This is a genomic window from Lacinutrix undariae (assembly GCF_052934785.1).
This window is the reverse complement of sequence record NZ_CM128809.1, coordinates 674,783-690,673: the sequence shown is the minus strand read 5'-3', so window position 1 is coordinate 690,673 and position 15,891 is coordinate 674,783. Positions and strand designations below refer to the sequence as shown.

The window sequence follows — 15,891 nt, the reverse complement described above, 5'->3', positions numbered from 1 at the left end:
GACTCAAAAAAGAATGAAAAATATATATGTTATAGGCGTAGGGTTAATAGGCGGAAGTTTGGCGTTAGATATAAAACACGCTTACCCAACAGCTAAGATTTATGGCGTTGATACTAATGAAGCACATTTAGAAACTGCTTTAAATATTAATGTTATTGATGAAAAAGCAACTTATGCAGATTTAAAAAATGCAGATTTCGTTATTTTATCAATTCCTGTAGATTATGCCGTTATAGAATTACCAAAAGTGTTAGATTTAGTAAGCGATAATTGTTTGGTGATTGATGTAGGTTCAACAAAACAAGATATTTGTAAAGTAGTTGAAAATCATACTAAACGTCGAAATTTTTTAGCAACACATCCTATTGCAGGAACTGAATTTTCAGGACCAAAAGCAGCAATTAGAGATTTATATAAAGGAAAAACAAACATTATTTGTGAAGTAGAAAAAACAGCTTTTCAACTTCAGGAGAAAGCATTACAAATGTTTTCCGACATAGGGTTACGTATTCGTTATATGAATCCCGAAGCACACGATAAACATATTGCTTATGTATCACATTTATCGCATATAAGTTCCTTTATGTTAGGGAAAACAGTAATTGAAAAAGCGCAAAACGAACGCGATATTTTTGATTTAGCAGGTAGTGGATTTGCATCAACAGTACGTTTAGCAAAAAGTTCACCTAAAATGTGGGCACCAATTTTTAAACAGAATAAAGAAAATGTTATTGAAATTTTAAACGATTACATTGCTAATTTAACCCATTTTAAAACGGTTATGGAAGCAGATGATTTTGATGAAATTTTTAATGAAATGGAAAATACCAATCATATAAAAGACATTTTAAACGGAATAATATAAAACAGATGTTATGGAAAACAAGAAAGAGTTAAGAACATGGTTAGATGATTTACAGTTAGATCATCCATTAGTTATTGCAGGACCATGTAGTGCAGAAACAGAAGAACAAGTTTTAAAAATTGCACACCAATTAAAAGATACAGATGTAAATTATTATAGAGCTGGGATTTGGAAACCTAGAACTCGCCCCGGAAATTTTGAAGGTGTAGGTGCCTTAGGATTAAAATGGCTACAAAAAGTAAAAGCTGAAACTGGCTTAAAAACAGCTACAGAAGTTGCAAACAGAGCTCACGTAGAGTTGGCTTTAGAGCACGATATAGATTTATTATGGATTGGAGCACGTTCAACAGTGAGTCCTTTTATTGTGCAAGAAATTGCAGATGCCTTAAAAGGAACTGATAAAATTGTATTGGTTAAAAATCCTGTAAATCCAGATTTACCATTATGGTTAGGTGCTATTGAGCGTTTAGCAACTGCAGATATTAAAAACCTTGGTGTTATTCACAGAGGGTTTTCAACATACGAGAAAACAAAATACCGTAATAATCCAGAATGGCAATTAGCTATTGAGTTACAAACAAGATTTCCTCATTTACCATTAATAAACGATCCGTCGCATATTACAGGAAAAAGAGATATGATTTTTGATGTGTCGCAAACTGCATTAGATTTAAATTTTGACGGGTTAATGATTGAAACTCATTTTGATCCAGATAATGCATGGAGTGATGCTGCACAACAAGTAACACCAGATGCTTTAGTGCAAATTATGGAAGATTTAAAAATTAGAAAGCAATCTGATCCAGCGACTGAATACAACCAAAAATTAAGCAATTTAAGAGCTAAAATTGATGTTGTTGATCAACAATTAATTGATACCTTAGGTAAAAGAATGCAAATTGCAGATGGTATTGGAGCACTTAAAAAAGATAGAAACGTAGCTGTTTTACAAAGCAAACGTTGGAACGAAATTTTAGGTAAAATGGTTTTAGATGGAAAAGATAAAGGACTGAGTGAAGAGTTTGTTTTAAAATTATTTAAAGCCATTCATCAAGAGTCAATTAATCACCAAGAGAAAATAGTGAAAAATTAATTTTAGTTTATATATTATAAAAAAGCCTCACAATTGTGAGGCTTTTTTATGCTTTTACCTAAAGGTTTTTAGGTGTTTACTCATTGTAAAGAGGTGTTTACGCATTGGTTATTTCATTTTGGTATAGGTTGCGTTAAGTTTGATATAATCTTAAAACTTATATATTATGAAACAAATTACTCTTTTATGTGCAGCATATTTTTTTACGATGACTGCATTTACTCAAACAAAAATTACCGGTACTGTTTTAGGTGATAGTATAACGCTTCCTGGAGCAAATGTAATTATTAAAGGCAGCAATAAAGGTGCTTTTACAACTATAGATGGTGTTTTTGAAATTGAAGCAAGACCAAGCGATGTGCTTTTAGTTTCGTATTTAGGATTTGCTCCCCAAGAAATCATAGTTGGTAAACAACATGACTTTAAAGTGAATTTAACTGTAGATAATGCTTTAGATGAAGTGTTGATTACGGCGTATTTGTCTCACAGATGTGCAACGGGTTGTTTGTTTTGTATCAATTATATTTATGAATATCCTTCTGAAACTAAAATCACTCCAAAATTGTTTCCTAATCCTTCAAAAGATGGCATATTTAAATTGAATCTTCAAGATAGTTTTCAACAGGTAGAAATTTCGGTAGCGACATTTTCAGGACAAATTATTCAGCAGAATTCTTACCAAAATATCAATAAAAATATCACAGTAAATTTATCTAGATTTCCAACAGGAATATACCTAATTCATACCGTTGCCGACGGAAAAACCTTAGAAACTAAAAAAGCGATTAAGAGTTAATAGTCTAGATAATTATACGATTTAGTGTGTTAAAAACACTCTGTTAAATAAAAGTTAATTGCATAAGAAAATAAAAAGTCTATTTTTGATGCACAAACCAAACCTATAAACTAATCAACCTTATTCTTTTATGATTAAAAAAATTACTCTTTTACTACTGTTAGTCACTACTTATACTACGGTAAATGCGCAAGGTCAATTAGGGCCAATTACAATTACTCACGGAAAAGAAATTGAGGCCGACAAAGAAAAAATTGTTAGAATCGCCGGAGAAACTAACGGGAAAATATACACGTTAGCCACTAAAGGGAAAAACTTTTTTATTAAAGTGTTTAATTCTTCAGATATGGCATTATTGTCTGTGAATGAAATTGAAATGGACGATTTTATTGATAAAGAACCAAATTTTGAAGAAATAGCGGTTTTAAATAATCGTGTTTATATTCTTGGAAGTGTTTATGATAAAAAAACTAAAGTGAATAACTTATTAGCTGTTGAAATTTCTGAAGATGGAAAATTAACGTCAAATAAGAAAAAGTTGTTTTCAACAAAAGTGACAAAAAATAAAGAACGTGGTGCTTTTTACTTTAAGCAATCTATACTACAAGATAAATTACTAATTATGCATGCTGCTTTATTTGATAAAGATGAAATTATGCAATATGAAGTAAAACTTATTGATGAAAACCTTGAGGTTGTAACGTCTCACTTAGAGCAGGTTTCTTTTAACGATCGTAAAGATTTAGAGTTCACAATTGCTGATTTTGATATTACTTTAGAAGAAGATATCTACCTTGTTATTAACGAAAGTTATAGAGATAGAAAAGCAAAAAAGAACATTGAAAAGTTTGAAGTTCATGCTTACAAAAAAGCAAATGCATATACTAAAGAAGTTGTAAATGTAGATTTTACAGGAAAAGAAGTTATTAACTGTGAGTTATTAATGACAGCAAATAACACGCTTAATCTAGTTGGTTTTTACTCTAGCGTAAACAGACGCGGACGTGCAAATTGGAAATTAAAAGGAATTTACTCGGGGACTATTGATATGAATTCAAACACAGTAACCAATTTAAAATTTAATGTATTTGATTTAGCTACAAAAACCAAGCTTATTGGAGAACGTAGAGCTAAAAAAGGAAAAGATATTTTACCATATTATTCAACACACAGTTTAATTGAAAAAGAAGATGGTGGATTAATATTTTTAGCTGAATACAGACAATCAATTATTGGGCAATCTTCTGGGATTGGTATTGGTGGAGTAGGTGTAAGTTTTACACCAATTACATTTATAACTAATGAAATTATTGTAACATCATTAAATGCTGATGGCTCTGTAGAATGGGCAAATGTTATTGCTAAAGAACAAAAAGCGAGTTTCACAACAATGTCTGTTGGTATTTATGGTTTCTCAGGAAACTCAAACTTTACAGTAGGTGTTGGTGTATCTGTTCCTGTTGCTGTTTTAGGTAAAGGACCAGAATACTTAGGCGCAATTCCTATTTATACAGAAGGTAAACTAACGGTTGTTTTCAACGATAATAAAAAGAATATAGGTGTAACAGATATTGAAGAAATTAAAAGTTTAGGAAACTACAATAAAGCGATTCCTACAGCTTTTGTTTTTGATAAATCTAATGGAGATATCACAAGAAAAGATCCAGAAGAATTACAAAAAAATCAATTAATACTTAGACCAGGAGTTTATCATATTAAAAATAATAAAGAATATATTATCTATTCATCCCGTAAGTCGGAAGATAAACTTGGACGAATGACAATTAAATAAAAGCTTATCAAAACAATAAAGACTGTCAAATGGCAGTCTTTTTTTTGTAATAATAAGTGCTAATCATTTACCTTTGCAGCAATGACAGGAATCGTATATAAATCTACAGGGAGTTGGTACACAGTTAAAACAGAACTAGGTGTTGCATACCAGTGTAGAATAAAAGGGAAATTTAGACTTAAAGGGATAAAAAGTACCAATCCAATTGCCGTTGGTGATCAAGTGGATTTTGAATTAGAAACCAATAATGATGATACCACGGGAGTGATCCATAAAATTCACGATCGTAAAAATTATATTGTTCGTAAATCGGTTAATTTATCAAAGCAAACGCATGTAATTGCAGCTAATATTGATCAGGTATTTTTATTAATAACTATTGATAATCCTCCTACTTTTACAAGTTTTATAGATCGGTTTTTAGTAACTGCCGAAGCTTATTCTGTAGATACGGTATTACTTTTTAATAAAGTTGATGCATACGATCAAGATACTATAAACGAAATTAGATATTTAGCTCACGTATATCGCGAAATTGGATACGAGTGTATTGGTGTTTCTGCCGTTACAGGCAAAAATGTAGACAAAGTAAAAACCCTAATGGAAGGCAAAGTAAGTATGTTTGCTGGTCATTCTGGTGTTGGGAAATCTACTTTAGTAAATACAATTGAGCCTAATTTAGATTTAAAAACCAAGGCAATTTCTTTACAACATAGCCAAGGACAGCATACCACAACCTTTGCGGAAATGTTCGATTTAAGTTTTGATGCAAAAATTATTGACACACCAGGAATTAAAGGTTTCGGAATTGTAGATATGGAAAAAGAAGAAATAGGAGATTACTTTCCTGAATTCTTTAAGTTGAAACAAGACTGTAAATTTAATAATTGTATTCATGTTGACGAACCTAAATGCGCTGTAAAAGATGCTTTAGAACGTGATGAAATTGCACATTCTAGATACCGTAGTTATTTACAAATCCTAGAAGGAGAAGACGAGCATTACCGTACAGATAACTGGGAAAAAGAGTAAATGAAAGCAGTCATACAACGTGTTGCAAAAGCAAGTGTTACCATAAATGAAAATGTTGTAGCTTCTATACAAAATGGATTGCTTATTCTTTTAGGTATTGTTAATGATGATACACAAGAAGATATTACATGGCTTTCTCGAAAAATAGCTAATCTTCGTATTTTTGAAGATGACACTAACGTGATGAACGCCTCATTAATTGATACTAATGGTGATGCTATTGTAGTGAGCCAATTTACACTTCAGGCAAGTACAAAAAAAGGAAACCGACCAAGTTATATTAAAGCGGCAAAACCAGATATTGCTATTCCGTTATATGAAGCTTTTATCTTACAATTAGAAAAAGATCTTTCAAAATCTATTGGCACAGGAGAATTTGGAGCCGATATGAAAGTAGAATTACTAAATGATGGTCCGGTTACCATAATTATTGATACTAAAAATAAAGAATAAAGGTATTTTAATTGCTTTAAAGTAGTATATTTAATTAATTGAGCTAAACTGTTGAAAGTGATGCTCTTTTTTTTGATTTCATGTTAATTGTTATAATTTTAACACTTAAATATTTTTCATGAAACATAAAGTTTTAACCCTACTAGTATTTTTGGTTTTCTCTTCATTTAGTATCGCTCAAGAGGCTTCTGTTTATTCTGCTTATACTATTTCTTCAAATTTAAAAGATCATGCTAATGCTGTGGTGCGTTATAATGATGTTGCTATTAATATTGAGTCTTTTGATAAAATAGTGTACACAAATACACACGTTGTAACAATATTAAATAAGGCCGGAAACACAAAAACAGGAACAACGGTTTATTATGATGAGAATATAAATATTAAAAAACTCGAAGCACGTATATTTAATGCTTCTGGTGCCGAAATAAAGAAAATAAAGAAAAAAGACTTTGAGGATGTTAGCGCAGTTCCGGGAGGAACTTTATACTCAGATAGTAGAGTAAAGTATTTAAAATATACGCCTACTACTTACCCTTATACCGTCCATTTTATTACAGAAGTGGAATATGAAACTACAGCATATTTATCGGGTTGGTCACCTGTTGAAGGGTTTCATATTAGTACAGAACAATCAAGTTATAAAGTAACTAATAACTCTGATGTGGCGCTTAAAGTGTTAACAAAAAATCTTGAAGCTTATGAGATTACTACTCACGGAAAGTATCATTATTCAGTAAAAAATATAAAAGCTTTACAACCTGAAGTCTACGGACCTCAATTTTCTACATACACACCTATGGTAAAAGTAGCGCTTAAATCATTTGTTATGAATGGTGTTGAAGGCGTTAATAATAATTGGAATGACTTTGGAGCTTGGATCGATAATAGTTTACTAAATGGTACTGAAGAGTTACCAGACGCTATAAAGAAGGATATTCAAAACTTAACAGCAGGTGTTACTAGTAATATTGATAAAGCGCGATTAGTGTACAAATATATGCAAGACAAAACACGATATATTAGCGTTCAGGTTGGTATTGGCGGTTGGAAACCTATGTTGGCTGAAGATGTTGATCGTTTAGGTTATGCAGATTGTAAAGGGTTGTCAAATTATACAAAAGCATTATTGGATGCTGCTGGAGTAACGTCTTATTATGCGATTATCTATGGCGATAGAAATATTAGAAATATAAATAAAGATTTCTCTGGAGCAGAAGGGAATCATGCCGTTTTATGTATTCCAGATGCTAATGGGGTTTACACTTGGCTAGAATGTACAAGTCAAACAGATCCTTTTGGTTTTATTGCCAATTGGACAGACGATAGAGATGCTTTAGTAATTACTCCGCAAGGAGGAAAAATTGTACACACCACAAGTTATAGTGAAAAAGAAAGTGTACAAGACACCAAGGCTGAGGTTGTTTTAAACGGAAATGGTACAATTAATGGTAACGTCACAATTACAACTACAGGATATCAATACGCGCTACATGAAGGTATACAAAACCGACCTGTTAGAGAGCATGATTTATACTTTAAAAACCATTGGGATTATATTAATAATTTAAGTGTTACAGATATCAATTTTACTAACAATAAAGATGTTGTTGTATTTACAGAAAACGCTACAGTAAATGCCACGAGTTACGCTCAAAAAAGTGGAAGCCGATTATTAGTTATACCTAATATGTTTAACCGTGTAACGTATACACCTACACGCTATAAAAACAGAACTTTAGATTTTGAAATACAACGTGGTTTTACCGATGTTGATACCTTTATAATTACCCTTGATGATGCTTATAGCGTAGAGGCAATGCCAGAACCCGTTAATATTACCAATAAATTTGGAAGTTACTCTGCCGCTATAACTATTGATGCCGCAGGTAAGCTTCTTTACAAACGAACTTATATGTTACGCAAAGGCTTTTATCCTAAAGAAGACTATGCTAGTTACAGAGCATTTATAGCAAGTATAGTAAAACATGATAAAGCTAAAATGGTTTTAGTAGCCAAGTAAAACCATACAATATTCTCAAAAGACCCAATTAAACTAATCATAAACAAAGAAAACTAAACACATGAAGTATTTTTACTTAGTAATTATTGCATTATTTACCTTACAAGGAGGAGTTGCACAGAATTATAAATTTGGAAAAGTTTCTAAAGAAGATTTTAACAAATATAAAACACCAGCATCTCCCGATGATAATGCGACTGTAATTTATAGAAGTCAAACAATTAATTTCGAATATGCAGATTCTAAAGGATTTTTTCAACAAAACGAAATTCATGAACGTATACTTATCCATAATAAAGAAGGATTTGATTGGGCAACAAAAAAAGTAAGAATTTATAATAAATCTGCCGCAAATAGTGAGTTGTTACGTAATCTTAAAGGGTATACGTTTACATATTCAAATGGTAAGGTTGAAAAAACAAAACTAAAAAGCGAAGGAATGTTTGAGGAAATCGCTAATCAATATTGGAAGATTAACACCTTTACAATGCCTAACATTTCTGAAGGTTGTATTATAGAATATACCTATGTTGTAGAGTCACCTTATCTTTCAATAAATGATATTGATGTGCAATACACAATACCTATAGCTAAATTTGAATTAGAAATAAGAACTCCAGAATATTTTAAATACAGTAGAGTATTAAATCCAAGAGCCACTTTTATACCAAAAATTGAAGAATCTGAAAGAGAAAGAACGGTAAGTTATACAGCACGAATAGAAGAGTCTACTCTTAACGCATCCCGTAGTTTAAAAAGTGAGGTATTACAAGCAGAATTTACGTTTGCTGAAAATATTATTACTGCAGATCTAGATAATGTTCCCGCATTAAAAATTGAACCTTTAGTTAATAATTTAGATAATTATAGAGCTAAACTTGTGATGGAGCATACGTCTACCAAATACCCAAATAGCATAGCTAAGTATTATTCAACAACATGGGATGACGTTACAAAAACAATTTACGATGACAATGATTTTGGAGTTCAATTAAACCGTAAAGGTTTTTATACTGAAGATTTAGAAACCTTAGTAGGCACCCAAAAAGGAGGAGATACATTTAAAAAAGCACAAGCTATTTTAAATTTTGTAAAACGTAAAGTGAAATGGAATGGTTTTGTAGGTTATACTGCCGAAAATGGAGTAAGAAAAGCTTATATAGATGGTTCTGGTAATGTTGCAGATATTAATTTATTGCTAGTTTCTATGTTAAGAGAAGCGGGTATTAAAGCAAATCCGGTTTTAGTAAGTACTAAATCTAATGGGATTCCGTTATTCCCAACACGACAAGGTTTTAATTATGTAATCTGTTTAATTGAAGACACAGGATTTACAGCACTTTTAGATGCCACTTCTCCATATTCAACATTTAATATTTTACCAGATCATGTTATAAACTGGCAAGGACGAGTTATTAGAGAGCAAGGAAGTTCTACATGGATAAATCTTTCAGGAATGCCATCATCTAAAAAAACGGTATCATTAAATGTGAAAATGAATAACGACTTATCTGTTGAAGGAAAAGTAAGAACACATCAAACTAACTATTTTGCTTATAGTTACCGTAGTGTTTACGCTAAAGTTACAGCCGAAAGTCATGCTAAAAACTTAGAGAAAAATAAAGGAGATATCAGCATCACTAATTTAACTGTAGAAAATGATACCGATCCTTTGCAACCTCTTAAGGTTAATTACGACTATAAGTTAAACGGAGCAGTTGAAGACCTTGGCGGAAAGTTGTATTTTTCACCTTTATTATTTTTTGGAGATAATGAAAACCCTTTAAAACAAGAGGAAAGAATTTATCCTATTGATTTAGGTTTTCCAAAAACGTCAAAGTATATTGTAAATATTATGCTACCAGAAGGCTATAAAGTGGAGTCGTTACCAAAAAGTGAAGCGTCAAAATTTAATACCAACGAAGGGCTTTTTTCATATATAATAAAAGAAAACGGTAAGTATTTACAACTTACAGTTAATATAGATTTTAATACATCATTAGTACAACCAGCAGATTACGATGCTTTTAAAGCATTTTACACTTTAATAACCACTAAAGAATCTGAAAAAGTAGTACTAACAAAAATATAAAGATGAATATACAAGATGCACAAGCTGCAGTAGATAGTTGGATAAAAGAACACGGCGTTAGATATTTTAACGAATTAACTAATATGGCACAACTTACCGAAGAGGTAGGAGAGGTGGCGCGTATTATTGCACGTCGTTACGGTGAGCAAAGTGAAAAAGAAAGTGATAAAAACAAAGATTTAGGTGAAGAGTTAGCCGATGTTGTGTTTGTAGTTTTATGTTTAGCAAACCAAACGGGTATTGATCTTCAAGCAGCTTTTGATAAAAAATTAGATATCAAAACTAAAAGAGATCACGACAGACATCATAATAATGAGAAATTAAAATAATGTAATGAGTCTATTTAATTTAAAGCTTTCAGAAGTTAAAAACAATTCGGCAATTACAATCACGGGTTCTAAAAGTGAATCTAACAGATTGTTATTACTACAGGCTTTGTATCCGCAAATTAATATTAAAAATATTTCAAATTCAGACGATTCTAAAGTGATGCAAAAAGCTTTAATTTCCGAAGAAAAAATAATTGATATTCATCATGCTGGTACCGCTATGCGTTTTCTAACCGCTTTCTTTGCAACACAAGAAGGACGAACAGTTACCTTAACCGGATCGCAGCGTATGAAAGAGCGTCCTATTAAAATATTAGTAGATGCTTTAAATCAATTAGGCGCACAAATTACATTCACTGAAACTCAAGATTGCCCGCCATTACAAATTACAGGACAAAAAATCACCAAACACGAAGTGGCTTTAAAAGCCAATGTAAGTAGCCAATATATTTCGGCATTATTACTTATGGCTTCAAAATTAGATAAAGGTTTAGTACTTACATTAGAGGGGAAGATTACTTCGGTGCCCTACATTAATATGACTTTAGATTTGCTCAACCAAATAGGTGTTAAGACAGCATTTGTAGGGCAAACAATAACCGTATTTCCTGTAAAAGAAATCCTAGAAGCACATACGTTAACCGTGGAGTCAGATTGGTCATCGGCATCTTACTTTTATAGTATTATTGCTTTGAGTACTGTAGGAACAACTATTCAATTATCGGCATATAAACAACAATCACTTCAGGGAGATTCTGTTTTAGCAACAATTTATAAAGAATTTGGAGTAGAAACCACTTTTGGAGATAATACGATAACACTTACAAAAACAAGCGAAAACCTAGCGCATAAAGTTTTTAATTTAGCTGATGCGCCAGATATTGCACAAACTATTGCAGTAACTTGTTTAGGATTGGGAATTTCATGTGAACTTTCCGGACTTCATACTCTAAAAATTAAAGAAACCGATCGTTTAGTAGCTTTAAAAACCGAACTAGAAAAATTTGGTGCAACAGTAAATCTTACTGATCAATCTTTAGAGCTTATTAATATCTCAATAAATCATTCAAACCCATTGGTGTCAACGTATAACGACCATCGTATGGCTATGGCTTTTGCGCCTTTAGCTTTAAAAACACCGTTGCAAATAGAAGATGCCATGGTGGTTAGTAAGTCGTATCCAACATTTTGGGACGATTTAAAAAGTATAGGATTTCAAATAAATCAATAATAAACTGTTATTTACTTGACAACCCCTACTTTGAGATTGTATATTTGTAGCAGTAAAAAAGTACAATGGCATTTGTAATACGTCAATAATATGTAAGTCTGTAATAATTAAGATTTATAGATGGCGAATTCCATCTGGCAACTAAAAAAATAATAAAAACTCACAGATGAAATTATCACATTTTAATTTTGACCTTCCAGACGAGTTACTCGCTGAACATCCTTCAGATAACAGAGATGAGGCACGTTTGATGGTTCTTGATAGAAAAAATCAAACTATCGAACATAAATTGTTTAAAGATTTAATAGATTACTTTGATGAAGGTGATGTGATGATTTTAAACAATACCAAAGTTTTTCCTGCTCGTTTATACGGGAACAAAGAAAAAACTGGCGCAAGAATTGAAGTATTCTTATTAAGAGAATTAAATGAAGAACAACGCCTTTGGGATGTATTAGTTGATCCAGCACGTAAAATTCGTATTGGAAACAAATTATATTTTGGAGACGACGAAACTTTAGTCGCTGAGGTAATTGATAACACAACATCAAGAGGACGTACTTTACGTTTCTTATACGATGGATCTTATACAGAATTCCGTAAAAAACTTACCGAGTTAGGAGAAACACCATTGCCAAAATACATTAAACGTGATGTAGAACCAGAAGACGAAGAACGTTACCAAACCATTTTTGCAAAAAATGAAGGTGCCGTAGCTGCTCCAACTGCAGGATTACACTTCTCAAAACACTTATTAAAACGTTTAGAAATTAAAGGTGTTGAATTACCAGAAATTACACTACACGTTGGTTTAGGAACTTTTAACCCAGTTGAGGTTGAAGACTTGTCTAAACACAAAATGGATAGTGAAGAAATTATTGTAGGCCCAGAAGCGGTTGATGTAATTAATAAAGGAATAAAAGATAAGCGTCGTGTTTGTGCCATTGGTACAACAGCAATGCGAGCAATAGAAAGCTCAGTATCATCAAACGGAACACTAAACGAATTTTCAGGATGGACTAACAAATTTATCTTTCCTCCTTATGATTTTAGTATCGCTAACTGTATGGTAACAAACTTTCATACGCCAAAATCTACGCTATTAATGATGGTTTCTGCATTTGCAGGACACGATTTTATGAAACGCGCTTACGAAGAAGCTGTGAAAGAAAAATACAACTTTTACACGTACGGAGACGCTATGTTAATCATATAAGTTTTCCAACAATTATAACTAAGAGCCTTGTTTTATACAAGGCTTTTTTTATGGTATTCCCTTATGTTTAAAAAGCAACATAAGGTCGCGTTTTCCGCTATATCTTTTTTGCCATTTATTTCAATTTCATACATCTATGCAAATACTAAAGCAAAAAAGGATGCTGCTACAACCGCTAATACAACAATTTGTTACGCAACTACCAATAACTAATAGCTTTTATTTACTTTTGCATCATCTATGAAAAGCACTAAAAAAGACATACGCGCACTAACCAAAGAACAATTAAGAACTTTTTTTGAAAGTGAAGGCGATAAAGCCTTCCGAGGAAATCAAGTTTACGCATGGCTTTGGAGCAAAGGCGCACACAGTTTTGAAGATATGACAAATATCTCCAAAGACACCCGTAGCATGCTCGAAGCAAACTTTGTAATCAATCATATTAAGGTTGATCAAATGCAACGTAGTTCAGACGGAACCATAAAAAATGCCGTACAATTACATGATGGTTTAATTGTAGAGTCGGTTTTAATACCTGCAAAATCAAGAACTACAGCTTGTGTGTCATCACAAGTAGGTTGTAGTTTAGATTGTAGATTTTGTGCAACATCACGTTTAAAACGTATGCGTAATCTTAATCCAGATGAGATTTACGATCAAGTTGTAGCGATAGATAACGAAAGTAGATTATACCATAACCGTCCCTTAAGTAATATTGTATTTATGGGAATGGGAGAACCGTTAATGAATTACAATAACGTACTAAAAGCGATTGATAAAATTACTTCACCAGAAGGTTTAGCTATGTCACCGCGCCGTATTGTAGTATCTACCTCTGGAGTACCAAAGATGATTAAAAAAATGGCCGATGATGACGTAAAGTTTAAACTAGCCGTATCATTACACTCTGCTATTGATGAGGTGCGTACATCAATTATGCCCTTCAATGAAAATTTTCCTTTAAAAGATTTAAGAGAAGCTTTGGTATACTGGTATGCAAAAACTAAAAACCGCATTACTTACGAGTACGTAATTTGGGATGGTATTAATGACCGTAAAAAAGATGTAGATGCGCTAGTAGAGTTTTGTAAGTTTGCGCCAAGTAAGGTGAATCTTATTGAGTACAACCCTATTGATGATGGTGAATTTCAACAAGCAGATTCAGCTGCAATTGATATGTATGTAAATACCCTCGAAAAAAATAACATAACGGTTACTGTAAGACGTTCAAGAGGTAAAGATATTGATGCCGCTTGTGGACAATTAGCTAATAAAAAAGTATAATTAAATAAAGAATACTATTTTTTTATTTAAAATTAAGCATAAAAAAAAGCGTTGCAATTTGCAACGCTTTTTTAGTATAGTATATGTAATACTTATTGTTTTAACAATTTAACTGTTTGAGTTTTACCTCCAATAGTTACTTGTAAAATATAAATACCATCTTCTAAGTTAGACATGTTAACAGTTTCTCTAGTTTGAGAAGCAGTTTTGTTAATAACTTGTTTTCCTAAGATGTCATACATTGTAATGTTATCAAATGCAGCGTTAGCAGAAGTAACAGTTAATACATTAGTATTTTGGTTTAAGAAGTGAGTAAATACATTTTCTTGTGTAAAGTTTCCTGTAGATAACTCAGCATCTGTAGTGAAAGACCATTGAGTACCTTCAGTAATACCAATACAGTTAACAACATCTATTCTCCAGAAGTATTGTGTGCTAACAGCTAAACCAGTAAGATTAGTTCCATTTTGAAAATCTGAAAATGCTTGCATATTTAAAGGAGATGTTCCAATATTTAAAGTGTAAGTTTCATCAGCATTAATATCACCTGTCCAGTTAAGAGTAATAGAACTGTCAGGACCTGCAAGAGATACTGTAGCAACATTAGCAGGAATAGGAGCTGTAGCAATAGCTATAGGAACAGCAGTTGCGGTACAAGCTGCAGTGGTGAAAGAATAAATAGCTGAAGCAGTACTTCCTCCACAATTATTTGAAGTGATATACCAGTAATAAGTTGTGTTAGGTAATAATTGCGCAGCAGAAACTGTACCACCAGAAGAAAAACCTCCTAAAGTACCAATATCATCTCCAGTAGCAGTTAGCCCTAAGCTAATAGAGTAGCTGTCAGTAGCAGATCCCGTTGTAGCTCCAGTCCATTCAAAAGGCCCTACAGAATTATTAGTAGTTGCAGTTCCGTAGGCTATAGCCACATCTGTAGCTGCATTTGCAGGACTAACTAATGTTACAGCATCTGGTGCATCAATAGTACATTGAAAAACAGATATGTTATCAACAGCCCAGAAAAAACCCCAATTTCCAACCCATCTAAAACGAACTTGTGCATTAGATACACCAGCTAATTCAGTAGATACGTCTATTAATACAACTCCATCAGCAAGATAATTACCATTAGTGTTAGGTGCAATTGTAGCTTCTGAATATACAGCAACCTCAATCCAAGTAGTACCGTTGTATACTTCTACGTGGCCTTCCCCTCCATAGTCACCTAGAATAAGGTGATCAAATTTAAGTTCTAGGGATGTAAAAGCAGTGGCATCAAAAACAGGGCTAGTTAAAGCAGCATTTTCAGCAGTACCATTATTTCCATATACATCACTATTAAGTATAGCGTAGTTTGCAGTAAATCCAATATCTCCTAACATTGTGTTTCCTGCAGTAAAATTAGGAGCTTCTGATCCAGTGGCAAAAGTCCAAACTTCACCATTTCCGGCAATATCATCATTTGTCCATCCTGTAGGAAGCGTTAAGCCAGCATTAAAATCTTCAGACAATACAACTTGTCCAAGCATCATTGAAGAGGTTAATAAAAGTGTAAATAAAAAAGTAATTTTTTTCATATTAAAATGTATTTATTTGGTTTAATGAAGTATAAAATTATTAATAAAGTTAACATTAACCTAATATTGAAGTGTTAATTATTGAGATTAAAGACTAAAATAGTATTT

13 protein-coding genes are annotated in these 15,891 nt (G+C 32.4%); 12 read left to right on the top strand and 1 reads right to left on the bottom strand.

The features are described from left to right. Positions 1-13: 13 nt before the first annotated feature. The 12 genes from ACU4C5_RS03190 (at position 14) to rlmN (ending at position 14,206) form a co-directional block, all read left to right on the top strand. Positions 14-865 (top strand): prephenate dehydrogenase, encoded by an 852-nt coding sequence (locus tag ACU4C5_RS03190; protein ID WP_446845609.1) that lies wholly within the window; start codon positions 14-16, stop codon positions 863-865. A 10-nt stretch (positions 866-875) separates the two neighbouring features. After that, positions 876-1,958, top strand: a complete 1,083-nt coding sequence (locus ACU4C5_RS03185; protein ID WP_446845608.1) for a chorismate mutase — start codon at positions 876-878, stop codon at positions 1,956-1,958. 166 nt (positions 1,959-2,124) lie between these two features. Further along, positions 2,125-2,754: a T9SS type A sorting domain-containing protein gene (locus tag ACU4C5_RS03180; RefSeq protein ID WP_446845607.1), complete on the top strand. Its 630-nt coding sequence runs from the start codon at positions 2,125-2,127 to the stop codon at positions 2,752-2,754. Positions 2,755-2,884: 130 nt separating this feature from the next. Further along, the gene (locus tag ACU4C5_RS03175) at positions 2,885-4,546 is read left to right on the top strand and encodes a hypothetical protein (protein ID WP_446845606.1); all 1,662 of its coding nucleotides are present in this window, start codon (positions 2,885-2,887) and stop codon (positions 4,544-4,546) included. A gap of 81 nt (positions 4,547-4,627) precedes the next feature. Beyond that, on the top strand, positions 4,628-5,578 hold the full coding sequence (rsgA, locus tag ACU4C5_RS03170) for a ribosome small subunit-dependent GTPase A (RefSeq protein WP_446845605.1): 951 nt from the start codon (positions 4,628-4,630) through the stop codon (positions 5,576-5,578). Next, on the top strand, positions 5,579-6,031 hold the full coding sequence (gene dtd / locus ACU4C5_RS03165) for a D-aminoacyl-tRNA deacylase (RefSeq protein WP_446845604.1): 453 nt from the start codon (positions 5,579-5,581) through the stop codon (positions 6,029-6,031). A gap of 118 nt (positions 6,032-6,149) precedes the next feature. Beyond that, positions 6,150-8,054 carry a DUF3858 domain-containing protein gene (locus ACU4C5_RS03160; RefSeq protein ID WP_446845603.1) on the top strand — a complete coding sequence of 635 codons (1,905 nt, stop codon included), beginning with the start codon at positions 6,150-6,152 and terminating at the stop codon, positions 8,052-8,054. Between the two features lie 61 nt (positions 8,055-8,115). Continuing rightward, the gene (locus ACU4C5_RS03155) at positions 8,116-10,146 is read left to right on the top strand and encodes a transglutaminase family protein (protein ID WP_446845602.1); all 2,031 of its coding nucleotides are present in this window, start codon (positions 8,116-8,118) and stop codon (positions 10,144-10,146) included. Positions 10,147-10,148: 2 nt separating this feature from the next. Continuing rightward, positions 10,149-10,475, top strand: a complete 327-nt coding sequence (locus ACU4C5_RS03150) for a nucleotide pyrophosphohydrolase (protein WP_446845600.1) — start codon at positions 10,149-10,151, stop codon at positions 10,473-10,475. 4 nt (positions 10,476-10,479) lie between these two features. Then, a complete protein-coding gene (locus ACU4C5_RS03145) occupies positions 10,480-11,706 on the top strand; it encodes a 3-phosphoshikimate 1-carboxyvinyltransferase (protein WP_446845599.1) in 1,227 nt (408 codons plus the stop codon). 166 nt (positions 11,707-11,872) lie between these two features. Then, a complete protein-coding gene (gene queA / locus ACU4C5_RS03140) occupies positions 11,873-12,922 on the top strand; it encodes a tRNA preQ1(34) S-adenosylmethionine ribosyltransferase-isomerase QueA (protein WP_446845598.1) in 1,050 nt (349 codons plus the stop codon). A gap of 240 nt (positions 12,923-13,162) precedes the next feature. Beyond that, positions 13,163-14,206, top strand: a complete 1,044-nt coding sequence (gene rlmN, locus ACU4C5_RS03135) for a dual-specificity RNA methyltransferase RlmN (protein WP_446845597.1) — start codon at positions 13,163-13,165, stop codon at positions 14,204-14,206. A 92-nt stretch (positions 14,207-14,298) separates the two neighbouring features. Here the strand turns inward: rlmN and ACU4C5_RS03130 are convergent, their stop codons facing one another. Further along, positions 14,299-15,783: a T9SS type A sorting domain-containing protein gene (locus ACU4C5_RS03130; protein WP_446845596.1), complete on the bottom strand. Its 1,485-nt coding sequence runs from the start codon at positions 15,781-15,783 to the stop codon at positions 14,299-14,301. Between the last annotated feature and the right edge of the window lie 108 nt (positions 15,784-15,891).